Here is a 24783-nt window from a genome sequence, read left to right as displayed (position 1 = left end):
TTCGCGTGTCCGGGGCCGCGTCGCCGACATCAGTCGGGTCGCTGACGTCAGTCGCGGCGGCGGGGGCGTACCCAGGTCCAGACGCACCAGGCGAGCCACGCGAGCGAGACCGCGGTGGCGAGCGCCCGCATGCGCAGCATGCTGAGCAGGAACACCACGGCCAGCACCGCCAGCCAGGGACCGAAGCCCCTCACGGCTGCCGTCCCCGGGCTGACGACGACGCGGCCCGGCTCACCACCGGGCCGGCCGGGGCGGGCGGGCCGGCTGGTGCGAACACGATGTCGGGCACGGTCGTCCTGTCTGCGGTAGGGACGAGCCGCATCCTGCCACAGCGTGGCGGTGGCGTACGTCCCGCGTACGCCGAGTTCATGAGCCGGACGAGTGGTGTTGGCCCGATCAACTTGACGGGCCTCCTGAACAAGAGGAAGGTATGGCTGCCCTAACTAAGCTGAGGCGTACCTAAGACCGGAGCACAGATGTTCGCCACGTACCTGATCGGTCTGCGCGAAGGCCTGGAGGCGACCCTCGTGGTCAGCATCCTGGTGGCTTTCCTCGTGAAGTCGCAGCGCCGGGACCGGTTGCCGCAGGTGTGGGCGGGCGTCGGCCTGGCGGTGGCGCTGTCGGTGCTGTTCGGCTGGCTGATCGAGTACACGTCGACCACCCTGCTGTCCCGCTCCGAGGACCGGGAGCTGTTCGAGGCCGTCACCTCGGTCGCGGCCGTCGTCTTCGTCACCTGGATGATCTTCTGGATGCGCCGGGCGGCCCGGACCATCGCCGGCGAGCTGCGCGGCAAGCTCACGGACGCCCTGGCGGTCGGCTCCCTCGCGGTGGCGGGGATGGCCTTCCTCGCGGTGATCCGGGAGGGCCTGGAGACCGCCCTCATCTTCTACTCGGCCGCCCAGGGCGCGGCCGGTGACAGCGGGCCGCTGCTCGCGCTGATCGGCGGCGTCGTCACCGCCGTGGTCATCGGCGTGCTGCTCTACGCCAGCGCGCTGAGGATCAACCTGACCCGCTTCTTCACCTGGACCGGCGCCCTGCTGATCCTGGTCGCCGCCGGCATCCTGAAGTACGGCGTGCACGACTTCCAGGAGGCCGGCGTCCTGCCCGGCCTCAACGACCTGGCGTTCGACATCACGTCCGTGCTCGACCCGAGCACGTGGTACGCCGCCCTCCTGGCCGGAATGTTCAACGTCACCCCCGCTCCGACCGTGCTCGAGACGATCGCCTGGGTGGCGTACGCCGTGCCGGTGCTCGCGCTCTTCCTGTTCCGTCCCGCCGCCCCCAAGGCCGCCGCGCCCCGCACGGGCGACGCCGCGGCCACGGCCGGCGCCCCGGAGAAGCCGGCCGCCGTCGAGCCGGCCGTCCCGGGCGAGGCCGCATCGGCCGGAACCGCCACGACCCCGGCCGACGCCGAGGCGCCGTCCGCGCCGCAGCGTGCCTGACCCACGAGGAGAACTGCTCAGATGCGCACCACCCGGTACCTGATGCTGGCCGCGGCCGGCCTGCTGGCCACGGCCGGCGTGACCGCGTGCTCCGGCCAGAAGGACGACCCGGCCACGGCCGGCGGCCCGATCGTGGTCAAGGCCAACGACACGGCCTGCGAGGTCGGCGACACCGACCTGGCGGCCGGTACGGCCACCTTCAAGGTCACCAACTCCGGGTCCAAGGTGACCGAGTTCTATGTCTACGCGAGCGGTGACCGGGTGATGGGCGAGGTCGAGAACATCGCCCCCGGGCTGAGCCGCGAGCTGCACGTCGAGCTGCCGGCCGGGACGTACGAGACGGCCTGCAAGCCCGGGATGAGCGGCAAGGGCATCCGCGGAGCGCTGAAGGTCAGCGGCTCGGCGGCGCCCCTCACCGAGGACGCCGCGCTGGCCGGGGCGACCGACAGCTACCAGCGGTACGTGAAGAGCCAGACCGCGGCCCTGCTGGAGAAGACCGAGGAGTTCGTGACCGCGGTCAAGGCCGGCGACGTGGCGAAGGCCAAGGCGCTCTACCCGGTCGCGCGGACCTACTGGGAGTGCATCGAGCCGGTCGCGGAGATCTTCGGCGACCTCGACCCCAAGATCGATGGCCGCGAGGAGGTCATCGAGGAGGGCATGGAGTTCACCGGCTTCCACCGGATCGAGAAGGACCTGTGGACCACGGGTGACATCAGCAAGGACGGCCCGATCGCCGACCGGCTGCTGACCGACGTCAAGGAGATCGTGGCCAAGGCCAACGCCGAGAAGCTCTCCCCGCTCCAGCTGGCCAACGGCGCGAAGGAACTGCTCGACGAGGTGGCCAGCGGCAAGATCACCGGCGAGGAGGACCGCTACTCGCACACCGACCTGTGGGACTTCAGCGCCAACCTGGAGGGGTCGAAGGCCGCGATCGCCGCGCTGCGCCCCGCGCTCGAGCAGCGCTCACCCGACCTGGTCAAGCAGCTCGACACCGAGTTCGCCAACGTCGAGGGGCTGCTCGGCGAGCACCGGGACGGCGACGGGTGGAAGCTGCACACCGCGTTGAGCAAGGCCGAGCTCAAGGAGCTCTCCGACGGCATCAACGCGCTCGCCGAACCGATCAGCAAGGTCGCCGCGGTCGTCGCGCGGTGACGCACAGGGGGTGCCGATGAGCGGGAGCGGACTCAGCCGCCGGCGGGCGATCACGCTCGCCGGCGCCGGCGCGGCCGGCGTCGCCGGGGTGGCCACCGGGGCCGGTGTGCTGCTGCGCGGCGCGCCGGACCAGGCCGCCGCCAGCGACCACGCGGCCGGCGCCGTGCCGTTCCACGGCGAGCACCAGGCCGGCATCGTCACGCCGGCCCAGGACCGCCTGCACTTCGTGGCCTTCGACGTGATCACCAAGGACCGGGCCCGGCTGGTCGACCTGCTCCAGGAGTGGACGGCCGCGGCCGCGCGGATGACCGCCGGTCAGGACGCCGGCGTGCTCGGCGCGGTCGGCGGGATGCCGGAAGCGCCGCCGGACGACACCGGCGAGGCGCTCGGCCTGCCCCCGTCGCAGCTCACGCTCACCATCGGCTTCGGCCCGACGCTGTTCCGCGACGCCGAGGGCCGGGACCGGTTCGGCATCGCCGACCGGCGCCCCGCCGCCCTGGCCGACCTGCCCCGGTTCCCCGGCGACGCGCTGCAGCCGCAGATCTCCGGCGGCGACCTCTGCGTCCAGGCGTGCGCGAACGACCCGCAGGTGGCGGTGCACGCCATCCGCAACCTGGCCCGGCTCGGCATGGGGGTGGTGAGCGTCCGCTGGTCCCAGCTCGGGTTCGGCCGTACCTCGTCGACGTCCCGCGACCAGGCCACCCCGCGCAACCTGTTCGGCTTCAAGGACGGCACGGCGAACCTCAAGGCCGAGGACGCCGACCTGCTCCGCGACCAGCTCTGGGTGCAGCCGGGCGACGGCCCGGACTGGATGACCGGCGGCTCCTACGTGGTCACGCGGAAGATCCGCATGCTGGTCGAGACCTGGGACCGGACCTCGCTGGCCGAGCAGGAGGAGATCGTCGGACGGGCCAAGGGCAGCGGCGCCCCGCTGGGGCAGCGCGACGAGTTCGACGAGCCGGACTTCGCAGCCACGGGGGACGACGGCCAGCCACGCATCCCCGCGCACGCACACGTCACGCTCGCGCACCCGACGCGCAACGGCGGGGCGCGCCTGCTGCGGCGGGGCTACAACTTCGTGGACGGGTCGGACGGGCTGGGTCGCCTGGACGCCGGCCTGTTCTTCATCGCGTACCAGCGCGACCCGCGCCGGCAGTTCGTGCCGATCCAGACGCAGCTGGCGCGGCACGACGTGATGAACGAGTACCTGCGGCACGTCTCCAGCGCCCTCTTCGCGTGCCCGCCCGGCGTCCGCGACGGCGGCGACCACTGGGGGCGGGCGCTCTTCGCCTGACGCGGCAGCGCCGGGCCGTGTGGTCAGGCGCCGGGCCGGTCGGCGGTGTCCACCGGCGGGCGTACGAGCGGAACAGTGGCCTGCGTCGGCGGCGCCGCGGCGGGTCGTACGGCGGGGGCCGGTGACACGGCGACCGGAGTGTCGGCCGGCGCGGCCGGACGCGGGGCCGCGGGTGCGCTCCGGGTTCCCGGCCGGGGCGGCTCGGGCGCGGCCGGGCGGATGGGTTCCGCCGCGGGGACGGGCGCCAGTTCCGGCCACAGCGCGGCGGTCACGGCCCGGGTGCGGTGCAGGCGGTGCACGGCCCGGCGGTGCCGCTCGCCGAGGACGGCCGCCAGGTAGACGGTCTCCGGGGCCGGCAGCGGCGGTGGCGGGGTGGTCACGGCGGCCACCTCGGCCCAGAGACCGCGGGCGAGCCGGCTGCGGGCGGGTTCCACGAGCTGGTGCACCCGGGCCAGGTACTGCCGCGCGGCGAGCGCCAGGTCGTCGTCGAGCCGGGTCAGATCCAGGGTGTACGCCCAGCCGACCAGCGGCGGCACGGCGGTCGGGACGGGCCGCCACACGGCCGCCGCGCGGGTGTGCACCACGAGCGTGCCCGCCACGAGGTCGCCGAGGCGGCGTCCACGGCGGTCGGTCAGCATCACCGTCACCCCGGCGACCCAGCTGAGCAGGGGCAGGACGAGACCCGGCCACTCCACCGCGACGCCGACCAGGGCACGGGTCAGCGACTGCCGTACCCCGACCGGTGCGCCGTCCACGCTCACCACCCGCAGGCCGACCGCGGCCTTGCCCGGCGTCCGGCCGTTGTTGAACCGCTCGAACAGCACCGGGTAGCCAACGAGCAGCCCGACGAGCGCCACGGTGCCCGTCGCGCCGGTGAGCGCCGCGTCGACGAAGCCGAACGGCAGCGCCGAGAACGCGAGCGCGGCGAGCACCGCCAGCGCGACCGCGATGCCGGCCTGGACCACGACGTCCAGCAGCAGGGCCAGCACCCGGGAGCCGAGCCGGGCGACCCGGACGTCCAACTCCACGGCCTCGCCGCTGACCAGCCCGGCGTCGCTCCACGACACGGTCCGGGCGGCCGGGCGGGCGGCGGCCGGTGACGATGGTTGCGCGCTCACCCCGACAGTGAACACTATGATCCGCGGACGGGGGTGAGCGTGGATCTCGACGCGTACGTCGCGGAGCACGGTGGGCAGTGGCGGCGGCTCGACGAGCTGTGCCGGCGCCGCCGGCTCGACGCCGCCGAGGTGGACGAGCTTGTCGTCCTCTACCAGCGGACGGCCACCCAGCTCTCCGCGCTGCGCAGCCGGTCACCCGACCCGGCCCTGGTCAGTCAGCTGTCCCAGCTGGTGCTGCGGGCCCGGGCCCGGCTCACCGGCCGGCCCCGAGCGTCCTGGGCGGCGGTCACCCGCTTCCTGGTGTCCGGCTTCCCGGGTGCCGTCTACCGGGCGTGGCCCTGGTGGTGCGGGGTGGCGACCGCCTTCAGCCTGCTCAGCTTCTTCCTGATCTGGTTCGTGGCCAACAATCCCGACACCGCGGCCGCGTTCATCGGCGAGGACGCGGCGACCGACCTGGTCGACTCCGGGTTCGCCGGCTACTACACCGAGTTCTCCGCGCCGACGTTCGCCTTCCACCTGTGGACGCACAACGCCTGGCTCGCCGCCCAGTGCCTGGCGTCCGGGGTGCTGATCGTGCCGGTGTTCTACCTGCTGTGGCAGAACGCGCTCAACATCGGCGTGGTGGGCGGGGTCATGGTCTCGTACGGCCGGGCGGACGTCTTCTTCGGCCTCATCACCCCGCACGGCCTGCTGGAACTCACCGGCGTCTTCGTGGCCGCCGGGCTCGGCCTGCGGGTCGCCTGGGCGTGGATCGCGCCACCCCCGGACCTGACCCGGGGCCAGTCCGTGGCCCGGGCCGGCCGGTCGGCCGTTCTGGTGGCGGTCGGCCTCGTCGGCGTGTTCGCGGTGTCCGCGTTCGTCGAGGCGTTCGTCACCCCGGCCCCGGTGCCGGTCCCGCTGCGCGTCGGCCTCGGCGCCGCCGTCTGGCTCGCCTTCCTGGCGTACGTGGTGGTCCTCGGCCGCCGCGCCACCCACCGGACCCCACCCCCACCCCTTGACCCCGGTGATCATGAAGTTGTTGTCACGACACGCCGTGGCGGAGGGCAATAACTTCATGATCACCGCGCCGAGGAGGGGGCGCGACGGGCGCGGGGGTCAGAGCTGGCCTTGGGACTTCAGGCGTAGGTAGGTGTCGGCGAGGCTGGTGGCCAGCGCGCCGGCGGGGGCGTCCACCACCAGCACGCCGTACCGGGTGAGCGCGGCGCGGACGCGGTCCCGCTCGGCCAGCGCCCGCCAGCCGGCCGCCGCCGCGTACGCGTCCTCGGGCCGGGCGGGCGTGCCGGAGGTCATCGCCGAGAGCACCGGGTCGTGGGTCGCCGCGATCACCACGCGGTGCCGCGCGGCCAGCCGGGGCAGTACGGGCAGCAGGCCCTCGCCCAGCGCACCCGCCTCCAGGGCGGTGAAGAGCACCACGAGGCTGCGCTGGCGCTGCCGGCGCAGGATCTCGCCGGCGATCAGCTCGAAGTCCGTCTCGACCAGGGCCGGCTGGAGCGGGGCCAGCGCGTGCACGAGCCGCGGGAGCAGCGCCGGACGGCCGGTGCCGGTGACGGTGGCCCGGACCGCCGTGTCGGCGGCCAGCAGGTCGACGCGGTCGCCGGCCCGCGAGGCGAGCGCGGTGAGCAGCAACGCCGCGTCGATCGACGTGTCCAGCCGGGGCTCGTCACCGAGCCGTACGGCGGAGGTGCGGCCGGTGTCGAGCACGCAGACCAGCCGCCGGTCGCGTTCCGGCCGCCAGGTACGCACCAGCACGTCGGCCTGCCGGGCGCTGGCCCGCCAGTCGATCGACCGGACGTCGTCGCCCACCACGTACTCGCGGAGCGTGTCGAACTCGGTGCCCTGACCGCGTCCCCGGCTGACCTGGGTGCCGTCGATCACCCGCAGCCGGGCCAACTTCTCGGGCAGGTGCCGGCGGGAGTCGAAGCGGGGAAGCACCCGCAGTGTCCACGGTGGCGTGGCGGGCCGGCCGGACCGCTGCCGGAACGCGAGCCGCAGCGGCCCGAACGAGCGTACGGTCAACGCCACCGCCGGCCGGTCGCCGCGCCGGGTCGGGGTGAGGCGGGTGGGCAGCACCGCCGCGTCGCCGGCCGCCACGGTGACCACCCGCCGCGGCGGCACGTCCGGCCGCGCCCCGGCCGAGGGCACCCACGCGTCCCGGACCTGCGCGCGGAGCGTACGCCCGGAGGTGTTGCCGAGCCGCAGCACGACGGTGGCCGTGCCGCCGAGCCGGACCGTGCGGTCGCCCTCGCGCTCCGCCGTGAGCGCCGCGGCGGGGACCGCCAAAGCCCGGTCCACCAGCACCAGGAGCAGCACCGCGCCGGTCATGACCAGCACACCGACGAACGGCGACGGCCAGAGCGGCAGGGTCAGCGCCCCGACCGCCAGCAGCAGCGCCGCCCGCCAGGTCATCGCGGGGTCGGCACGGTGGCGAGCACCGTGTCCAGGACCGCGTCGACGCCCACGCCCTCCAGCTCGACCTCCGGCCGCAGCCGCAACCGGTGGCGCAGCGTCGGCCGGGCCACGGCCTTCACGTCGTCCGGGACGACGTGGTCCCGCCCCGCCAGCCAGGCCCACGCCTTCGCGGTGTTGAGCAGCGCGGTCGCGCCACGCGGCGAGGCGCCCAGTTCCAGGGCCGGGGTGGTGCGGGTGGCCCGGCAGAGGTCGACCAGGTAGCCGAGCAGCGGGTCGGCCACGTGCACCCGACCGACCGCGCTCCGGGCGGCCGCGAGGTCGGCGGCCGTGGCCACCGGCCGTACGCCCGCCGCGGCCAGGTCGCGCGGGTCGAAGCCGGCGTGGTGCGCGCGGAGCACCCCCAGCTCCTCCTCCCGGCTGGGCAGCGGCACGGTGAGCTTGAGCAGGAACCGGTCCAGCTGCGCCTCGGGCAGCGGGTAGGTGCCCTCGTACTCGACCGGGTTCTGGGTGGCGGCAACGATGAACGGGTCGGGCAGCGGCCGGCGACCGCCCTCGACCGACACCTGCCGCTCCTCCATGACCTCCAGCAGCGCCGACTGGGTCTTCGGCGGCGTCCGGTTGATCTCGTCGGCGAGCAGTAGGTTGGTGAAGACCGGGCCCTCGCGGAAGGTGAACGCGGCGGTGTGCGGGTCGAAGATCAGCGAGCCCGTGACGTCGCCGGGCATCAGGTCGGGCGTGAACTGCACCCGCTTCGAGTCGAGGTCGAGCGCCGTCGCCACGGTGCGGATCAGCAGCGTCTTGGCGACGCCCGGTACGCCCTCGAGCAGCACGTGGCCCCGGCACAGCAGGGCGATCACCAGGCCGCTGACCACCGAGTCCTGGCCCACGACCGCCTTGGCGACCTCGGCCCGCAGCCGGTGCAGGGCGGCGCGGGCGTCGTCGGGGCCGATGGTCGACGGCTCGGCGGTTCCGGCGGGTCGGGTCACCGGGGTCCTCCTTCGGTGGGGTCGGGTCGGGGTGCGCCGTCGGGACGTGCGCGCTCGGGCGGTGCCGCCGCGACGGTACGCGTGACGGCGTCCAGCGACCGGGCGAGGTCCAGCAGGGCCGCGTCCGTGGGCGGGTCGTCGCCGTACAGCAGCTCCTCCACCTGCTCCGGGTCGTCGCCGGTGCGGGCGGCGACGGCCTCGGCCACCCGCTCGGGCGGCGCGTCGGACGGCAGGTTCAGCCAGGGCTGCAGGCGGGAGAGGGCGGCGGCCCGCAGGGTCCGGCCGGCCGGGCCCCGGGCGCCGGCGCGCTGGTAGAGCCGGGCCCGCCCGAGGGCGGTCTCGGCGGAGCGTACGGTCACCGGCAGGGGCTCCGGCGCCGGCGGCCCGAGGCGGCGGGCCCGCCACAGCGCGGCGAGCAGCAGCGCCAACGCGAGCTGCACGAGCAGGGCCCAGAACCAGACCGGGAAGGCGCCCCACAGCGGGTTGGGAGTGTCGGAGCCACCGTTGTCGGCCGAGCCCTGCGGACGCCCGCCGCCGGACGTGTCGCCGCCGGGCCGGCCGGGTCGGCCGTCGCCGGTGCCACCCTGGTCACCCGATTCGTCGCCAGGCTCGTCGGACCCGGGCCCCGTCACGGACGGCCGGCTCTCGCGGGACGGCGGGGGTGGTTCGGGGCGGTCCAGGTCGAGCCAGACGACCCGCCCGTGCACCCCCAGCAGGCCGACGGCCAGCGCCTCGTTGTCCCACTCGTCGATCCGGTCGTTGCGGAACGCGTCGTCCGCGCCCAGGACCACGGTCTCGGTCATGCCGGGCAGCCGGGCCAGCCCCGCCGCGAAGCAGAGGTCGACGGACGGGACATCCGACTCGTACCGCTGCTGCCGCGCGGCGGCCTGGCGCACCGCGCCGAGTTCGGGCAACGGGCAGGGACGGCCGTCGGACCCGGGGGCTGTCACCTTCGTGGCCCACCGCCGGTCGGCGCGGGTCAGGGGCAGGCCGGCGCCGGCGAGCGCCCGCCGGGACGGGTCGACCAGCACCAGCCGGGTCCCGGTGGGCAGCCGGGTCGACCTGGCCAGAGTGCCCGGCTGGAGCAGGTCGGGTGCCGGCACGAAGAGGACGGCGGAACCGGTGCGGGCGGCCCGCAGGGCGGCCGCCGGGTCGCTCTCCCGTTGCACGGTGACGCCGCGGCCGCGCAGGGCCTCGGCGAGCCGGCTGCCGCCGTGGGCGTCGGTCTCGACGGGGGAGAGGTAGCCGGCGTCGGCGGGGTCGGGCCGGTCCACGGCCCGGGCTACCAGGGTGGTGGCGATGAGCGCGGCGGCCAGCCCGAGCGGGATGGCGAGGCGGTGCCAGCGTCGCCGCCGCCGGGGCACGGACGCGGCCGGCCGGACCGTGGTCGGGCGCGCGGTGGTCGGGGGCGCGGTGGGCGGGGCGGCGGTCACGCTCGCTCCTCCGGTACGGCGGCGGGCCGGTCGCCCGGCCCGGCCGGCGCCGGCAGGGCGGCGGGCGGCAGGGCGGCGGGCGGCACGACGGCGGGCGGCGCGGTGAGGACACGGTGCAGCTCACCGGCGAGGTCCCGCATCCGCCGGTCCTGCTCGGCCGAGGCGGGTCGCTGCGCGTACCAGACCTCGGAGAAGATCGCGCCGGCCGCCTCCATCGCCGGGCCGGCGGGTGGCCGGTTCCGGGCCACCGTCGCGCCGACCTCGAGCACGGTCAGCCCCGGCTGCGGGGGGACCACCTGACGAACCACCAGCTCACCGACCATGTCGCGCAGCCGCTCCCGGATCGCCTCGGCGTAGCGCCCCTCGGCCGCGAGCCGGTCGGCGAGCGTGAGCGGCCCGGCGAGCGGCGCGACCGGCAGGTCGGGCGCGTCCGGCGCGGGCGTCGGATCCGCCGCGGGAGCGCCGTCGTCGGACCGCCGGCGGCGGCGCAGCCGGGGCAGGCGCAGCCGCAGTCGGGGCCAGCGGAGGCGGAGCGGTCGCCACCGGAACGGCCGCCGTCGGGTCAGCCGCAGTCGGGGCAGGCGGCGGGGCACCCAGGCCGGGAACGTGTACCAGGCCAGCCCGGCGACCAGAGCGGCGGCGACGAGCAGCAGCGCGACCAGCGACAGCGGGACGTGGTCGCCGAGCGCGGCCACCGTCTCGGTCCACCACCGGCTGACGCTCATCGGTCCGCCGCCAGCAGGACTCCGTCGGGCGTGCTCGGCCGAGCCCGGGCGAGCAGGATGTCCAGCCCCTCGCCGCGCATCCGGGTCTCCAGGTGCAATACGGCGTCCAGGCAGGCCAGGGCCGGGTACGCGACCATGTTCACGGCGGCCCACGACACCATCGCGACCGGTACGGCCCACCCGGCGGGGACGAGATCGAGCCCCGACAGCCCGAAGATCAGCCCGGTGGCCAGGCCGACCCGGAGGATCCACCAGCCGACGTAGCCGAGCAGCCGGACGAGGCCGGCCCGGAGCCCGCCCCGGGCGGCCAGTGCCGCGGCGCGCGGCAGCACGCGCGGCAGAGACGTCCCGTCGACGACGAGTGCCGGTATGGCGGCGCCGAGCAGCGCGAAGCCCACGAACCAGGCCGGCCCGCAGAGGGCCGCCGTGAACATCACGGCGCCCGCGACGAGCGCCAGCAGCAGGGTGGCCGGCCACCGGGCGCCGGCGGGGCGGAGCAGCTCGCCGGCCCGGGCGGAGCGGCCGAGCAGCGCGGCCCGGGCGGCGCGGGCGGCCGGGTTGCCGAGCAGCGCGATGATCAGCCCCTCGGTCGCCGCCCCGACGGCCAGCAGCAGCCAGTACGCGGCCAGATGCCCCTCTGCGTACCACCAGACCGGGGGCTCGACGTGGGCCGCGACCCGCAGTGGCGCCAGGAGGAGCTGTTCGGCCACGGCGAGTACGGCGCCGAACGGCACGAGCACCACGGCCTGCTCGCGCAGCAGCAGGACCGCCGAATCCAGCAGCTCGCCCACGGTGAGGGGGCGGCGCGGGAGCACGACGGTCGGGCCGGCCTCGGGCACGCGTACTCCTGGGGGACGGACGACGGTGGCGCGCGACGGCGCACGCAGGGATCATGGTGACACGCCCGGCCCGAACGGGTGGACCCGCAGGTCGCTGCCGGCGCGCGGTCGCCCGGCTGCGCGCACCCCTGTGGCAAGCTTGCCGGCGGCGGTACCGTGCCGGGTGACGCCGGTCCCACCGACATTGGAACGGGGATGGAAAATTAATCCCATGAGAGCCCGGGTACTGGTGGTCGACGACGACCCCGCGCTCGCCGAGATGCTCGGCATCGTGCTGCGCAGCGAAGGCTTCCTGCCTTCCTTCGTCGCCGACGGGGAACGCGCGCTCGCCGCGTTCCGCGACAACCGGCCCGACATCGTCCTGCTCGACCTCATGCTGCCCGGAATGAGCGGCATCGACGTGGCCAGGGCGATCCGGGCGGAATCCGGCGTGCCGATCGTCATGCTGACCGCCAAGAGCGACACGGTCGACGTGGTGCTCGGTCTGGAGTCCGGCGCCGACGACTACGTGGTGAAGCCGTTCAAGCCGAAGGAACTCGTCGCCCGGATGCGGGCCCGGCTGCGCCGGGGCGAGGACGTGGCGCCGGAGATGCTCACCATCGGCCCGCCCGGCAACCAGATCAGCATCGACGTGCCGGCGCACACCGTCAGCCGCAACGGCGAGGAGGTGAAGCTGACGCCGCTGGAGTTCGACCTGCTGGTCGCGCTCGCCCGCAAGCCGCGTCAGGTCTTCACCCGGGAGGTGCTGCTGGAGCAGGTCTGGGGCTACCGGCACGCGGCCGACACCCGGCTGGTGAACGTGCACGTGCAGCGGCTGCGCGCCAAGATCGAGCCGGATCCGGAGCGGCCGGAAATCATCCTCACGGTTCGGGGCGTGGGCTACAAGGCGGGCACCGGATAGCCTGGGGCGCACTGTGGCCTCCTCCGCGCTCCCTCCCCCCGAGCCAGCGACCACCCGCCGTTCCGGCGCCGGTGGGGAGCTGTGGCGTGGGCTGGTCGGGCGGGCCGCCCGCGTGGTCGCCGGGGCGCACCGGACGTGGCGGCGGTCGCTGCACGTCCGGGTGGTCACCATCACGCTGGTCGCCTCCAGCCTGCTGGTGGGCGGGTTCGCCTATCTGATCGCCGACAAGATCACCAACATCCTGCTCGAGAACGCCATGACGGACGTCCGGCAGCGGTTGGACAGCGGCGCCGACTACGCGGCCAAGCAGGTCTACCTGTACGGCCAGCCGCAGGAGGCCCAGCTCCAGGAGACCATCGAGGGCACGGTCAACTACCTGGCCGGCGGCGACCCGCAGCAGACCAGCGGTGTCGTGGTGTCGATCACCGCGGACGGCTACCCGGACGTGATCCAGACGCGTACGGCACCGGCCGTCAACGTCCAGCCGCTCATCAGCAAGGAGCTGCGGGCCGCCGTCGCCGACGGCAACGTGGCCAGCCAGATCGGCACCGGGGTGCTCACCGGCGACCGGACCAAGTACCTGGTGTACGGCTCGCCGGTGCCGACCCGGTTCGGCCAGATCGAGCTGTACTACCTCGTGCCGTTGGCCCGCCAGGACGCCACCGCCGCCGACGCCCGGGCCACCGTGGTGGCCACCGGGGCCGCGCTGGTGGTGCTGCTCGGGCTGCTCGCGGCGCTCGTCACCCGCCTGGTCGTCAACCCGGTACGGGTGGCGGCCCGCACCGCCCAACGGCTCTCCGCGGGCCTGCTCGACCAGCGGATGGTGGTCAACGGGGAGGACGACCTGGCGCTGCTCGCCGCCTCGTTCAACCAGATGGCCACCAACCTGCAACGGCAGATCCTGCGGCTCGAGGAGATGTCGCGGCTGCAACGCCGGTTCACCTCGGACGTCTCGCACGAGCTGCGCACGCCGCTCACCACGGTCCGGATGGCGGCCGACCTGATCTTCGCCGAGCGCGACGAGTTCGACCCGGCGGTGGCCCGCAGCGCCGAGCTGCTCCAGGCCGAGTTGGACCGGTTCGAGGAGCTCCTCACCGACCTGCTGGAGATCAGCCGCTTCGACGCCGGCTTCGCGATGCTGGACGCCGAGCCCACCGACCTGGTGCCGATCGTGCACCGCGTGGTGGAGCGCCTGGCCGGCCTGGCCGAGCGGGTCGGCGTGCCGATCGAGCTGGAGCTGCCGGAGACCGAGGTGATCGCCGAGGTGGATCCCCGCCGGGTGGAGCGCGTGCTGCGCAACCTGGTCGGCAACGCCGTCGAGCACGGCGAGGGCCGGCCGGTGCTGATCCGGCTCGGCCTCGACGAGACCGCCGTGGCGATCACCGTACGGGACCACGGGGTGGGGTTGAAGCCGGGCGAGGAGAAGCTGGTGTTCAACCGGTTCTGGCGGGCGGACCCGTCGCGGGCCCGGCAGACCGGCGGCACCGGGCTCGGCCTGTCGATCAGCCTGGAGGACGCGCGCCTGCACGGCGGCTGGCTGGAGGCGTGGGGCGCGCCGGGGCAGGGCGCCCAGTTCCGGCTCACGCTGCCGGCCCGGGCCGGTGACCGGCTGACCACCTCACCGCTGCGCCTGGTGCCCGAGGACGCGCGGCTGCCCTTCGGCGGCCCCCGCGGCGGCAGCCAACTGGCGATCGGCCCGGGCACCGACGGGGCGTTGGCGATCAGGCCGGCGCCGGTCGGGGATCCGGAGACGACACGGGCGGAGGTGCGGTCGTGAGGTCCCGTCTCGTGGCCGGCGCGCTCTGCGGCGCCCTCGCGGTCGGCGGCTTCTCCGGATGTGGCATCCCGGAGCGCTCGGAGGTGCGCGTCGACGGACGCCGGGAGCCGGCGACCGAGTCCGGCGCGGTCAACGCGTGGCGGAAGGAGCCGCCCACCCGCACGATGAGCGGCGCGGACCCGGCGGAGTTCGTCCGCAACTTCCTCTCCGCGGCGGCCGGCGAACCGGACCGGGCGTACTACCGCGTGAAGCAGTTCATCGCCCAGGAGGACAAGCACCGCCTCCAGGAGAAGCAGGGCAGCGAGGTCGAACTCACCGTCGTCCGGTTGACCGACAAGCCGGTGATCACTCCCGACATCGACAGCACCAAGGTCACCATCAAGGTCGAGCAGGTCGGCGTCCTCCGCGCCGACGGGAAGCTCGTCCCGCCGGTCTCCACGGAGAAGCAGTACGAGTTCGGCCTGCGCAGCGCGTCCCCGGCCGGCTCGACGGACGACGGGGCGGGGTTCTTCGTGATCGACCCGCCGAACGCGCTGCTGCTCACCGACACCGCGCTGCGGGACTACTACGAGAGCCAGTCGATCTACTTCTGGAACTCGGACCGGACGCGGCTGGTGCCCGACCAGCGCTACCTCCCGCTCACCGTGCCCGACGAGCGGCGCCTCAACGAGGTCGTGAAGTGGCTGGTCGCCGGCCCGTCCGACTGGCTGCGGCCGGGTGTGGTGGGCCTGCCCGACCGCACCGAGCTGATCAACAACGCCACCGGTGGCAGCGGTCACTGGGAGGTCAACCTCGACATGTCCGGCGACGACCGGGCCCGGGCCGACCAGCTCGTCACGCAGATCGCCTGGTCGTTGCCGGAGCTGGAGGGGCAGCTCGAGCTGAAGGTGCGCAACAACTCGGCAGTGGTGAAGGACCTGGGCGAGCGGCGGTCGGAATGGCCGCTCTACCGCCTGCGGGAGGGGCCACGCCGGTACTGCGTGTACGAGGACAGCATCCACCCGCTCGACTTCGCCGGTGAGCCCAGCGGCACCGTGCCGCTGACCGCCGACGCGAACCGGAAGGTGGTGTCCGCGGGCCTGACCCGGGCCGGTGACGGCAACCAGATCCTCGCCGCGCTGGTGGTGACCTCGGGCGAGGGGCGGCAGCGGCTGACCGTGGGCACCGGGCAGGACCCGGTGACCGTCTTCGCCGACGGGCCGGAGCACACGACGATCGGCCGCCCGGTATGGCTGCGGGCCACCGATCCGCACCAGCCGCAGGGCCTCGTGGTGGCCGACGGGCGGCTCTACCGCTTCGACCAGAGCGCCCGCATGTCCCAGATCGTGCCCAACCTGCCCTCCGGCGCGGTGACCGCGGTCGCCGCCTCGCTGGACGGGCAGCGGGTCGCGCTGATCGCGGGCGGGGTGCTCTACGTGGCCGCCGTGAACCTGGACGGCGGCGCGGTGTCCATCGGGCCGCCCCGGCGGGTGACCACCTCGCTGACCAACCCCACGGCCGTCGACTGGGGCGACGAGGAGCGGCTGATCGTGGCCGGGTCCGCCGGCCGGCCGGCGATCTACGAGGTCAGCGTGGACGGCGCGCTGCAGACCCCGCTGGAGGACGACACGGGCGCCAAGGTGACGCACCTGGCCGCGTACCCCACCAACCCGACCACGAAGCTGCCCTCCGGCGCCTTCATGTACGAGGCCAACGGGGTGTCCTACCGCAGCGGTCCGGTCGACCGGATCTCCCGGGACCAGGTGCTCGACGTGACGCCGCCGCCGACGGGCGTCCGCCCCGGCAACCCGTCCGCTCCGTTCTTCCTCTTCTGACGCCGTGCGCGGCCTCGGCGGGCTCTGGGCGGACCTCGGCGACCTGGTGCTGCCCGCCGACTGCGCGGGCTGCCGGCAGCGCCGCCCCGGGCTGCGGCACGGGGTCTGCCCGGAGTGCGTGACCGCGCTCGAGGCGCTGCGCCCGCGTCCGGTGCGGCCCAGCCCGGCCCCGGAGGGGCTGCCGCCCTGCGTCGCTCTCGGCCCGTACGCCGGACCGCTGCGGGAGACGCTGCTCGCGTACAAGGAACACGGGCGGCACGGGCTGGCCCGGCCGCTCGGTGCCCTGCTCGCCGGCGTGGTCGCTGCCGGCGTGGGCCAGGCCCGCCCGGTGACGCTGGTCCCGGTGCCGGACACCGCGGCGGCCGCCCGTGCCCGCTACGGCGACCACCTGGACCGGCTCGCCCGGCACTGCGCCGACCGCCTGCGTCGCGCCGGGTGGGCGGTGCGGGTCCTGCGGCCGCTGCGGGCGCTGCCGCGACCGGACTCGGTGACCCTGGACAGCGCCGGGCGTGCGGCGGCGGCGCAGGCGGCGTTCCGGCTGCGGCGGGCCGGACGGGCGGGCCGGGACGAGGCCCGTGCGGGCGCGGTCGTGGTGCTCGACGACATCCTCACGACCGGCTCGACCCTCGCCGCGGTGAGCCGAGCGCTCACCGCCACGGGCCGTGCACCGTCGGTCGCCGCGGTGCTCGCCGCGACCGAGAAACGGCACCAGTCGTAACCCTTCGTGTTTCCGTTTCACCCGATGGTGTACGAGCTGTGAAAAATACCGGCGGGTCTTGGGAACCTGGGGTGACTGCCTGGAGAACAGGAGTTAGCGTCATCGTGTCGGGGGTAGGAGGTCTTCCCACCCGCCCCCGGCGGTGAAAGGAGGCGTAGCCGCACTCACCGGTCGACGCCGAGCGGGGCCTCATCCCTAGGGGCGAGCGACCGGTCATACCGATCGAAGACCGTCCGAGCCAGGGAGGTCACGTGGACATCGTGGTCAAGGGCCGAAACGTCGAAGTGCCGGACCATTACCGGGTGCACGTAGCCGAGAAACTCGCCAAGATCGAACGCTACGATCACAAGCTCATTCGGGTGGACGTCGAACTGTTCCACGAGCGCAATCCGCGCCAGGCGGACCACTGCCAGCGGGTGGAGATCACCTGCGTCTCACGGGGCCCGGTGATCCGTGCCGAGGCCTGCACGAACGACTTCTACAGCGCACTCGACGCCGCCATCGCCAAGCTCGACACCCGGCTGCGCCGGGCGGCCGACCGGCGCCGGGTGCACCGCGGCCGGCACGCGCCGCTCTCCGTCGCCGCCGCCACCGCGGAGCTGCCAGTCGCGGACCTGGGCGCCGACCCGCTGGGCGCGCTCAGTGACAACGGCCGCACCGCCACCGCAGTCGCGGAACGGGTCGACGTCGAGGAGGAGTACGACGACCAGCCCTGGCACATCGCGCGGGAGAAGGTGCACGCCGCCGAGCCGATGACCATCGACGACGCCCTGTTCCAGATGGAGCTGGTCGGGCACGACTTCTACCTGTTCCTGGACAAGGAGTCCGGCCGGCCCAGCGTCGTCTACCGGCGTCGCGCCTACGACTACGGCATCATCTCGCTGGCCACCTGACCGTCCGTCCGCCCCGATCGGGGAGCCGGACAACCGGCTCCCCGATCGTCAGCGGAACTCCTCCGGAAGCAGGCCGAAGACGAGGTCGTCGATCCGGCTGCCGGCCAGCCCGGGCAGCCGGCCCCGGAGCAGGCCCTCCCGGCGGAAGCCGACCTTCTCCAGCACCCGCTGCGACCCGACGTTGTCGGGCATGGTGGCGGCCGCGAGCCGGGCGAGGCCGGCCGGCCCGAAGGCCCAGGCGGCGAGGAGCCGGACGGCACGGGTCGCGTACCCGCGGCCCCGCCACGCCGGGAGCAGGGCGTACCCGAGGCTGCCCTCGCCGGCGTACGGGTCGCTCACGGACAGCCCGCAACTGCCGGCCGGTACCCCGCTCGCCGTGTCCAGGATCAGCATCCGGGCGATCTCACCGGTCAGCCACTGGCTCTCCGCGAGCCGGCACCGCCGCTCGACGGCGGCCCGCTCCGGAGGCACGGGCGGCGCCTGGTTGGCCACCACCTCCGGCCGGGTGTGCAATCCGTACATCAGGTCCACGTCGTCCGGGGCGAGCCGGCGCAGGGTCACGGTCCCGTCGCCGAGGCCACCCTCGGGCAGGTCGGGCAGTTGCCGCGGGGTCGGGCCGGACGGGTCGTCGGCGAGGCGTACCCAGGCCAGCAGGTCGTGCCGCCCACCGCCGCGCGTCGGGTTCGCGGCACGGCGTACGCCCTCGAACCGGAAGCCGACGGCGAGCGCCACCCGCTGGCTGGCCGCGTTCTCCGCGTGGGTGAGCAGGTCCAGCCGGGCGGTGCCGGTCGCGAAGGCGCGCTCGGTGAGCGCCCGGGTGGCCGCCCGGGCCACCCCGCGTCCACGCGCCCCCGGCGTCACCCAGTAGCCGATCTCCGCCTGGCCGCGGTAGGCCACGGCCTGGCCGAGCCCCACGGCCCCGAGCAACCGGTCGGTGGCCGGGTCGGCCACGGCGTACGCCGCACCGCCGGCGGCCCAGGCGGCCGGGGCGCCCTGGGTGATCCACGCCCGGGCGTCGGCCTCGGTGTACGGCGAGGGCAGTCCGGAGATGAAGCGGCCGGTCATCGGGTCGGCGCAGCCCTCGACGACGTCGGCGGCGTCGTCGATGCGGAACGGGCGCAGCCGCACCCCGTACGCCTCCACGACCTCCGGCGTCATGCCAGGTCCCCGGCGAGCAGCGCGCCGACCCAGGTGTCCACCCGCTCGCCCCGGTGGGCCAGCGCGCCGCGGGCGGTGCCCTCGACGACGAAGCCGGCCTTCTCGGCGGCCCGGCGGGAGGCGGTGTTGCCGACGTTGGCGCGCCACTCGATGCGGGCCAGACCCAGGGTGGTGAAGCCCCAGGTGCACAGCGCGGTCAGCGCGGCCGGCATGAGCCCGCGACCCCGCGCGGCCGGGGCGGTCATGAAGCCCACGTCGGCCAGCAGCGGGTCGGTCGGGTGCAGCCGCAGGTCGATCGAGCCCGCGTAGCGGTCGTCGGGGCCGGCGAACACGAAGTTGGCGCTCGTGCCGGCCGCCCAGGTGTCGCGGACGAAGGCGAGGAAGGATTCGGCGTCCGCCCGCTCGTACGGGTCGGGGACGGTGGTCCAGCGGATGGTTTCCGGGTCGCGGCAGGTCTCCACGATCGCGTCGAGATCGCCCTCCTCCATGGGGCGCAGCCGGAGTTCGGTGGCGCCCGCGGTGGCGAACAGGACGGGCTGCGGCCGGCCGAACACGGCGGCCCGGCGCGCGTCCACGGTGCCCGGGCCGGCGGGACCGGGCGTGCCCGGGGCGGGTACCTCGCCGGGCAGGAGCGAGCCGATCCAGTCGTCGCCCCCGTCGGGGGCCACGGCGCGCAGCCGCCCCTCCATCCGGAACCCGGTCCGGAGCGCGACCAGCCGGGAGGCGTGGTTGCCCACCCCGGCCCGCCAGGTCAGCCGGCGCAGCTTCCGGTCCTCGAAGGCCCACCGGGCCACGGCCCGCGCGGCCCGGACGGTGACGCCACGACCCCGCGCCCAGGGGGCGGTCCAGTAGCCGATCTCGCCGGCGCCACGCTCGGCGCTGATCGACACCAGCCCGCAGGAGCCGAGCAGGTCCCCGGTGGCGGCGTCGCAGACGGCGAACGGCGCTCCGGTGCCCTCCGCCCACGCGCCGGCCGAGAACCCGGTGACGAACCCGCTGGCGTGTTCCGGTAGGTACGGGCGGGGTATGGTGGTCCAGCGCTGGATGTCCGGATCCTGGCAGGCGCGGTAGACCGCTTCGGCGTCGTCGGCCCGCCAGGGGCGCAGCAGCAGGCCGTCCTCGGTGATCTCCACTGGCTCCATCCGAGCATGGTGCCGGATCGTTCGCCCACGGCGTAACCGGATATCCGGCGTCCCTCGCACCGCCTGCGCGTTATGTCGCAATTGTCGGTCCGGTCCATCGCCACCACTGACCATCGCCCCGATGGAGCGCCTACGATGGTTCGAGACCGTCTAGGGGAGCGTAGATCCGTGTCGATTCTGGAAAGGGTCCTCCGCGCAGGCGAGGGCCGTATGGTGCGTCGGCTCAAGGCCATCGCGGCTGCCGTCAACTCGATCGAGGACGACTACGTCAACCTCACCGACGCCGAACTGCGCGCGATGACCGAGCAGTTCAGGGAACGGCTGGAGGACGGCGAGACCCTCGACGACCTGCTGCCGGAGGCGTTCGCGGTGTGCCGTGAGGCGGCCGCCCGGGTGCTCGGCCAGCGCCCGTACGACGTCCAGGTGATGGGCGGCGCGGCGCTGCACTTCGGCAACATCGCCGAGATGAAGACCGGTGAGGGCAAGACCCTGACCTCGGTCATGCCCGTCTACCTGAACGCGCTCGCCGGCAAGGGCGTGCACGTGGTCACGGTCAACGACTACCTGGCCCAGCGCGACGCCGCCTGGATGGGCCGGGTGCACGAGTTCCTCGGCCTCACCGTCGGCGTGGTGCTGCCCAACCGGCCGGCCGACGAGCACCGGGCCGCGTACGAGTGCGACATCACCTACGGCACCAACAACGAGTTCGGCTTCGACTACCTGCGCGACAACATGGCGTGGTCGAAGGAGGAGCTGGTCCAGCGCGGTCACTTCTTCGCGGTGGTCGACGAGGTCGACTCGATCCTCATCGACGAGGCCCGGACGCCGCTGATCATCTCCGGCCCGGCCGAGCACTCGGCCCGCTGGTACCAGGAGTTCGCCGCCGTGGTCGCCCGGCTCCAGGCCGGCAAGGACGGCGAGGGTGACTACGAGGTCGACTACGCCAAGCGGACGATCGCCGTCACCGAGCGGGGCGTGGCCAAGGTCGAGGACCGGCTCGGCATCGACAACCTCTACGAGTCGGTGAACACTCCGCTGGTCGGCTACCTGAACAACGCGATCAAGGCCAAGGAGCTCTACAAGCGCGACAAGGACTACATCGTCAACGAGGGCGAGGTCCTGATCGTCGACGAGTTCACGGGCCGCATCCTGCACGGGCGCCGCTACAACGAGGGCATGCACCAGGCGATCGAGGCCAAGGAGGGGGTGGAGATCAAGCAGGAGAACCAGACGCTTGCCACCATCACCCTCCAGAACTACTTCCGCCTCTACGAGAAGCTGGCGGGCATGACCGGTACCGCCCAGACCGAGGCGGGCGAGTTCAACAAGGTCTACAAGGTCGGCGTCGTCACCATCCCGACCCACCGGCCGATGGTCCGGGAAGACCGGCCCGACGTGATCTACAAGACCGAGAAGGCCAAGTTCAACGCCGTGGTGGAGGACATCGCCGAGCGGCACGAGCAGGGCCAGCCGGTGCTGGTCGGCACCGTCTCCGTGGAGAACTCGGAGATCCTGTCCCAGCTGCTGCGCCGCCGCGGCATCCCGCACTCGGTGCTGAACGCGAAGTTCCACGCCCGTGAGGCGGAGATCGTCGCCCAGGCCGGGCGCAAGGGCGCGGTCACCGTGGCCACCAACATGGCCGGCCGTGGTACGGACATCCTGCTCGGCGGCAACCCCGAGTTCCTCGCCGCGAACGAGCTGCGCCAGCGCGGTCTCGACCCGATGGAGAACGAGGAGGAGTACGCCAAGGCGATGGAGGAGGTCCTGCCCAAGTGGAAGCAGGCCTGCGACGCCGAGGCGGAGGAGGTGGCCGCCGCCGGCGGTCTGTACGTGCTCGGCACCGAGCGGCACGAGTCGCGCCGGATCGACAACCAGCTGCGCGGTCGCGCCGGCCGGCAGGGTGACCCGGGCGAGTCCCGCTTCTACCTCTCCCTCCAGGACGAGCTGATGCGCCGCTTCCGGGCGGGCGCCGTCGAGGCGGTCATGGAGCGGTTCAACATCCCGGAGGACGTGCCCATCGAGTCGAAGATGGTCACCCGCCAGATCAAGAGCGCGCAGGCCCAGATCGAGGGCCAGAACGCCGAGATCCGCAAGAACGTGCTCAAGTACGACGAGGTGCTCAACAAGCAGCGCCAGGTGATCTACGCCGAGCGGCTGCGGGTGCTCAACGGCGAGGACCTCTCCGAGCAGGTCCGCAACATGATCGACGACGTGGTCGAGGCGTACGTGCGGGGCGCCACCTCCGAGGGCTACGGCGAGGAGTGGGACCTCGAGCAGCTGTGGTCCAGCCTCAAGCAGCTCTACCCGGTCGGGATCACGATCGAGGAGCTGGAGGAGGAGACCGGCTCGCGCGCCAGCATGGACGCCGACTTCCTGGTCGCCCGCCTCAAGGAGGACGCGCACGCCGCGTACGACCGGCGCGAGGAGCAGCTCGGCGAGGAGGCCGTGCGGCAGCTCGAGCGGATGGTCCTGCTCCAGGTGATCGACCGGAAGTGGCGCGAGCACCTCTACGAGATGGACTACCTCCAGGAGGGCATCAGCCTCCGGGCGTACGCCCAGCGCGACCCGGTGGTCGAGTACCAGCGCGAGGGCTTCGACATGTTCGCCACCATGATGGACGGCATCAAGGAGGAGACGGTCGGCTTCCTCTACAACCTGGAGGTCCAGGTCGCCGAGCCGGAGCCCGAGGAGGCCGAAGAGGTCAAGCTGCTGGACAAGCCGGTCGAGCTGCGTGCCAAGGGCCTCAACCGGACCCCGCAGCAGCAGGGCTTCCAGTACTCAGCGCCCACCATCGACGGTGAGGCCGGCGCCGGTGGGATCGCCGTCGAGCAGGCCGAGCAGCAGGCTCCGGCACTCGGCGTCGGGCGGGCCCAGAAGGCCACCCCGGCCGCGCCGGGCACGCACGCGCCCACGGCGCCGCAGCGCCCGGCCAGCGGGATGACCGGCCCGGCCGTCGCGGGCAGCTCGGCCCGGCGTGCGCCGACCGGCCAGACCGAGAGCAGCAACGGCCCGTCCCGCAACGCGCCCTGCCCGTGCGGCTCCGGCCGCAAGTACAAGCGGTGCCACGGCGCCCCCAACGGCGGCGCCTGACCGTCCGCCGACCCGATCCGACCCGGCCCGCTCTCGGGCCTGGCCTGATCGACTCCGTTTCGCCGATGTGGCGGTGTCCTGAGACCCGGGACACCGCCACATCGGCGTTCTGGCGGGGGTGCAGCCCGATTCGCGGGCTCGGCCGGCGGGAACACCGCGACTTCCCGGAAGTCGAGTGGATCAAGCGGCGGCCTGCGTCAGAGGACGTGCAGGGCGGTGCAGAGCCAGCGCCCGCGGCGGTGTTCCAGGCGGAGGGCCAGCGCCCAGCTGCGCCCGGACGCCCCGGTGAGAACCGCCGCCACCTCGACCGCGCCGGCCCGCGGCTCCCCGGCCCGCAACCGCCGCAGTCGTACGGTCGCCCGGGCCGTGCGCCCCGGTCGGCGGCGCGGGGGCCCGCCCCGGCCGTCGTCGCGCTGCTGGTGCAGGCGCGCCCGGGCCAGTTCGGGCAGCAGTTCGTGTGCCCGGCCGGGGTCGAGCAGGGGCCGGAGCTGCCCCGGCGGGCGGTAGCCGTTGAGCACCTCCACGCAGGTGCCGACGAACCGGTGGGCGGCGCGCACGGCCTCCGGGGTGGCGGTCACCAGCGCGGCGGCTGGCAGCGGTGCGCCCCGGTCGCGCCCCGGGCGGGTGGGCGCCGGCCGCAACCCGGCTCGCCGGTCGGGCGGGCGCCCCGCGTCCGGGCGGGATGATCCGAAGAGGTCGAGGGCCAGTTGACCGTGCGTCGGCGGCGGCCAGTCGGCGCCCTCGTCGGCGTACGGAGGGTCGAGCGGCGGGGCGGGCCGGAGACGGATGGGGGGCCGGGACGGCCCCGGGCGGCGGACATCGGTCATCGGATTCCTCCCCGAACCCCTGCGTTTGCTTTCGTTTGCCTTCGACCACCTCCGATTTTCGAGCATGACAGAGCCGCCGGTCAATGGCTCACGGCAAGGGGCGGGCTACTCCGCGTCCCGATCCGTCAACGGGTTGCCCCGCACCCAGTCGGCTGTCTCCTCGTACTTGCGCTGGATGTACTCCTCCAGCCGGGCGCGCTCCACGCGCCACTGCCCGCGCCCACCGATCTTGATCGCGGGCAGTTCACCGCTGCGGACCATGTGGTAGACCTGCGAATCCGACACGTTCAGCTCGGTGGCCACGTCGGAGAGGAGCAGGAACCTCGGCTCCACGGGAACTCCCTCGGTCGGGTGCGGTTGCCTCAGTTTGCCACCGGCGGCCGCCAGACCCCAGCACCCGGCCGGGCCGGCGGACCGGACACACCGGCAGGGAACTTCCACCGGCCGGACGCGAGGTGTATGACGGTCACGGCGTACGGCATGATCGGCGCCCGGGCCGGCGACCGCCGGTGGAGGACCTGAGCGGGGAGACGACCGGTGACCGACGAGCTTGTCCGGGTGTACGTCCCGGCGACCGTTCCCATGCTGGCCCGGCTGCGCGAGCACGGGCTCACCGCCGCCCAGGCGCACGCGGTCACTCCCGCGCTGCGCGAGTGGTACGCCGAGGGCGACGAGGAGGAACTGGAGTACGTCGCCTTCACGCGCGCCGCCCAGGACGCGTTGCAGCTGCTCCGGGCGGATCCCGCCGCTCCCCGCCGCCGGGTGGTGGTCTCCGCCGACCTGCCCGCCCGTGCCGTCGGCCGCTCCGACAGCGAACTCGGGTCCAGCGTGCTCGCGCTGGCCGGTCCGGTGCCGATGAGCGCCGTCGCGGCGATCCACGTGGACGGTGCCGAGGCGGTCGAGGACGTGGCCGCCGCCGCCGAGGTGGTGGCCGAGGCCCTCGCCGGGGACCCGGACGCCCAGTTCACGGTCGACGGCGCCGAGGACCACGAACTGGAGTGGTACGACGTCACCGAGCTGGACGTGCTGCTGCGCACGGTCTCCTGACGCCCGCACGGAGGCGGC

23 protein-coding genes are annotated in these 24783 nt (G+C 74.2%); 11 read left to right on the top strand and 12 right to left on the bottom strand.

What is annotated here, in order from left to right; all coding sequences use genetic code 11:
* Window positions 1–47: 47 nt before the first annotated feature.
* Window positions 48–194, bottom strand: a complete 147-nt coding sequence (locus D7193_RS33650) for a hypothetical protein (protein ID WP_174242559.1) — start codon at window positions 192–194, stop codon at window positions 48–50.
* 282 nt (window positions 195–476) lie between these two features.
* Here D7193_RS33650 and efeU point away from each other — a divergent pair, with 282 nt between their 5' ends.
* From efeU to efeB, 3 genes are read left to right on the top strand one after another with little or no spacing between them, the layout of a single operon-like run.
* Complete coding sequence (gene efeU, locus D7193_RS06745) at window positions 477–1442, top strand: iron uptake transporter permease EfeU (protein WP_120778437.1); 966 nt, start codon at window positions 477–479, stop codon at window positions 1440–1442.
* A gap of 21 nt (window positions 1443–1463) precedes the next feature.
* Entirely contained in the window at window positions 1464–2594 is a 1131-nt protein-coding gene (gene efeO / locus D7193_RS06740) for an iron uptake system protein EfeO (protein WP_120778436.1), read from the top strand.
* Between the two features lie 16 nt (window positions 2595–2610).
* Window positions 2611–3888 (top strand): iron uptake transporter deferrochelatase/peroxidase subunit, encoded by a 1278-nt coding sequence (gene efeB / locus D7193_RS06735; RefSeq protein WP_120779308.1) that lies wholly within the window; start codon window positions 2611–2613, stop codon window positions 3886–3888.
* A gap of 23 nt (window positions 3889–3911) precedes the next feature.
* Here efeB and D7193_RS06730 read toward each other — a convergent pair whose 3' ends face one another.
* Window positions 3912–5006, bottom strand: coding sequence for an RDD family protein (locus D7193_RS06730; RefSeq protein ID WP_241562833.1), 1095 nt, complete (start codon window positions 5004–5006; stop codon window positions 3912–3914).
* A 33-nt stretch (window positions 5007–5039) separates the two neighbouring features.
* Here D7193_RS06730 and D7193_RS06725 point away from each other — a divergent pair, with 33 nt between their 5' ends.
* Window positions 5040–6056: a stage II sporulation protein M gene (locus D7193_RS06725; RefSeq protein WP_241562832.1), complete on the top strand. Its 1017-nt coding sequence runs from the start codon at window positions 5040–5042 to the stop codon at window positions 6054–6056.
* Between the two features lie 45 nt (window positions 6057–6101).
* On the opposite strand, the gene D7193_RS06720 is transcribed toward D7193_RS06725, so the two are convergent.
* The 5 genes from D7193_RS06720 to D7193_RS06700 are packed head-to-tail and all read right to left on the bottom strand — an operon-like array spanning window position 6102 to window position 11398.
* Window positions 6102–7412, bottom strand: a complete 1311-nt coding sequence (locus D7193_RS06720) for a DUF58 domain-containing protein (protein WP_120778435.1) — start codon at window positions 7410–7412, stop codon at window positions 6102–6104.
* Entirely contained in the window at window positions 7409–8365 is a 957-nt protein-coding gene (locus D7193_RS06715; protein WP_120779305.1) for an AAA family ATPase, read from the bottom strand. The genes D7193_RS06720 and D7193_RS06715 overlap by 4 nt, the downstream gene beginning before the upstream one ends.
* A gap of 32 nt (window positions 8366–8397) precedes the next feature.
* Complete coding sequence (locus D7193_RS06710; RefSeq protein ID WP_187356244.1) at window positions 8398–9834, bottom strand: DUF4350 domain-containing protein; 1437 nt, start codon at window positions 9832–9834, stop codon at window positions 8398–8400.
* Complete coding sequence (locus D7193_RS06705) at window positions 9831–10559, bottom strand: DUF4129 domain-containing protein (RefSeq protein WP_241562831.1); 729 nt, start codon at window positions 10557–10559, stop codon at window positions 9831–9833. The genes D7193_RS06710 and D7193_RS06705 overlap by 4 nt, the downstream gene beginning before the upstream one ends.
* Window positions 10556–11398 (bottom strand): hypothetical protein, encoded by an 843-nt coding sequence (locus tag D7193_RS06700; RefSeq protein ID WP_120778434.1) that lies wholly within the window; start codon window positions 11396–11398, stop codon window positions 10556–10558. The genes D7193_RS06705 and D7193_RS06700 overlap by 4 nt, the downstream gene beginning before the upstream one ends.
* A gap of 211 nt (window positions 11399–11609) precedes the next feature.
* Here D7193_RS06700 and mtrA point away from each other — a divergent pair, with 211 nt between their 5' ends.
* Genes mtrA through D7193_RS06680 form a run of 4 tightly spaced genes read left to right on the top strand, consistent with a single transcriptional unit; the run spans window position 11610 to window position 16608 of the window.
* Complete coding sequence (gene mtrA, locus D7193_RS06695; RefSeq protein WP_120330083.1) at window positions 11610–12299, top strand: MtrAB system response regulator MtrA; 690 nt, start codon at window positions 11610–11612, stop codon at window positions 12297–12299.
* 13 nt (window positions 12300–12312) lie between these two features.
* A complete protein-coding gene (gene mtrB / locus D7193_RS06690) occupies window positions 12313–14076 on the top strand; it encodes an MtrAB system histidine kinase MtrB (protein WP_120778433.1) in 1764 nt (587 codons plus the stop codon).
* Complete coding sequence (locus tag D7193_RS06685; RefSeq protein WP_120778432.1) at window positions 14073–15890, top strand: LpqB family beta-propeller domain-containing protein; 1818 nt, start codon at window positions 14073–14075, stop codon at window positions 15888–15890. Before mtrB ends, D7193_RS06685 begins: the two co-directional genes overlap by 4 nt.
* Window positions 15891–15936: 46 nt before the next feature.
* The gene (locus D7193_RS06680; protein ID WP_120779304.1) at window positions 15937–16608 is read left to right on the top strand and encodes a ComF family protein; all 672 of its coding nucleotides are present in this window, start codon (window positions 15937–15939) and stop codon (window positions 16606–16608) included.
* A gap of 164 nt (window positions 16609–16772) precedes the next feature.
* On the opposite strand, the gene D7193_RS34065 is transcribed toward D7193_RS06680, so the two are convergent.
* Window positions 16773–16988 carry a hypothetical protein gene (locus D7193_RS34065; protein WP_241562930.1) on the bottom strand — a complete coding sequence of 72 codons (216 nt, stop codon included), beginning with the start codon at window positions 16986–16988 and terminating at the stop codon, window positions 16773–16775.
* Between D7193_RS34065 and hpf the strand changes: the two genes are divergently transcribed.
* The gene (gene hpf / locus D7193_RS06675; protein ID WP_241562908.1) at window positions 16893–17501 is read left to right on the top strand and encodes a ribosome hibernation-promoting factor, HPF/YfiA family; all 609 of its coding nucleotides are present in this window, start codon (window positions 16893–16895) and stop codon (window positions 17499–17501) included. The genes D7193_RS34065 and hpf overlap by 96 nt on opposite strands.
* Window positions 17502–17549: 48 nt before the next feature.
* On the opposite strand, the gene D7193_RS06670 is transcribed toward hpf, so the two are convergent.
* Entirely contained in the window at window positions 17550–18659 is a 1110-nt protein-coding gene (locus D7193_RS06670) for a GNAT family N-acetyltransferase (RefSeq protein ID WP_120778430.1), read from the bottom strand.
* Entirely contained in the window at window positions 18656–19801 is a 1146-nt protein-coding gene (locus D7193_RS06665; RefSeq protein WP_120778429.1) for a GNAT family N-acetyltransferase, read from the bottom strand. Before D7193_RS06665 ends, D7193_RS06670 begins: the two co-directional genes overlap by 4 nt.
* A 168-nt stretch (window positions 19802–19969) precedes the next feature.
* On the opposite strand from D7193_RS06665, the gene secA reads away from it, so the two are divergent.
* Window positions 19970–22891: a preprotein translocase subunit SecA gene (gene secA / locus D7193_RS06660; protein ID WP_120778428.1), complete on the top strand. Its 2922-nt coding sequence runs from the start codon at window positions 19970–19972 to the stop codon at window positions 22889–22891.
* Window positions 22892–23088: 197 nt separating this feature from the next.
* Here the strand turns inward: secA and D7193_RS06655 are convergent, their stop codons facing one another.
* The gene (locus D7193_RS06655) at window positions 23089–23718 is read right to left on the bottom strand and encodes an Rv3235 family protein (protein ID WP_120778427.1); all 630 of its coding nucleotides are present in this window, start codon (window positions 23716–23718) and stop codon (window positions 23089–23091) included.
* A 105-nt stretch (window positions 23719–23823) separates the two neighbouring features.
* On the bottom strand, window positions 23824–24051 hold the full coding sequence (locus D7193_RS06650; protein WP_120778426.1) for a helix-turn-helix domain-containing protein: 228 nt from the start codon (window positions 24049–24051) through the stop codon (window positions 23824–23826).
* Window positions 24052–24255: 204 nt separating this feature from the next.
* Between D7193_RS06650 and D7193_RS06645 the strand changes: the two genes are divergently transcribed.
* A complete protein-coding gene (locus D7193_RS06645; protein ID WP_120778425.1) occupies window positions 24256–24765 on the top strand; it encodes a DUF6912 family protein in 510 nt (169 codons plus the stop codon).
* Window positions 24766–24783 lie beyond the last annotated feature (18 nt).

It is taken from the genome of Micromonospora costi, assembly GCF_003626655.1.
GTDB lineage: Bacteria > Actinomycetota > Actinomycetes > Mycobacteriales > Micromonosporaceae > Micromonospora > Micromonospora costi.
The sequence above is the reverse complement of the archived record's forward strand: the minus strand, read 5'-3'. Positions and strand labels throughout refer to the sequence as shown.

What these genes read in the sequence shown, in the direction of transcription:
- efeU (WP_120778437.1), top strand. Translation starts at nt 477, where the DNA reads ATGTTCGCCACGTACCTGATCGGTCTGCGCGAAGGCCTGGAGGCGACC.
- efeO (WP_120778436.1), top strand. Translation starts at nt 1,464, where the DNA reads ATGCGCACCACCCGGTACCTGATGCTGGCCGCGGCCGGCCTGCTGGCC.
- efeB (WP_120779308.1), top strand. Translation starts at nt 2,611, where the DNA reads ATGAGCGGGAGCGGACTCAGCCGCCGGCGGGCGATCACGCTCGCCGGC.
- D7193_RS06720 (WP_120778435.1), bottom strand. Translation starts at nt 7,412, where the DNA reads ATGACCTGGCGGGCGGCGCTGCTGCTGGCGGTCGGGGCGCTGACCCTG.
- D7193_RS06705 (WP_241562831.1), bottom strand. Translation starts at nt 10,559, where the DNA reads ATGAGCGTCAGCCGGTGGTGGACCGAGACGGTGGCCGCGCTCGGCGAC.
- mtrA (WP_120330083.1), top strand. Translation starts at nt 11,610, where the DNA reads ATGAGAGCCCGGGTACTGGTGGTCGACGACGACCCCGCGCTCGCCGAG.
- D7193_RS06670 (WP_120778430.1), bottom strand. Translation starts at nt 18,659, where the DNA reads ATGACGCCGGAGGTCGTGGAGGCGTACGGGGTGCGGCTGCGCCCGTTC.
- D7193_RS06665 (WP_120778429.1), bottom strand. Translation starts at nt 19,801, where the DNA reads ATGGAGCCAGTGGAGATCACCGAGGACGGCCTGCTGCTGCGCCCCTGG.
- D7193_RS06655 (WP_120778427.1), bottom strand. Translation starts at nt 23,718, where the DNA reads ATGACCGATGTCCGCCGCCCGGGGCCGTCCCGGCCCCCCATCCGTCTC.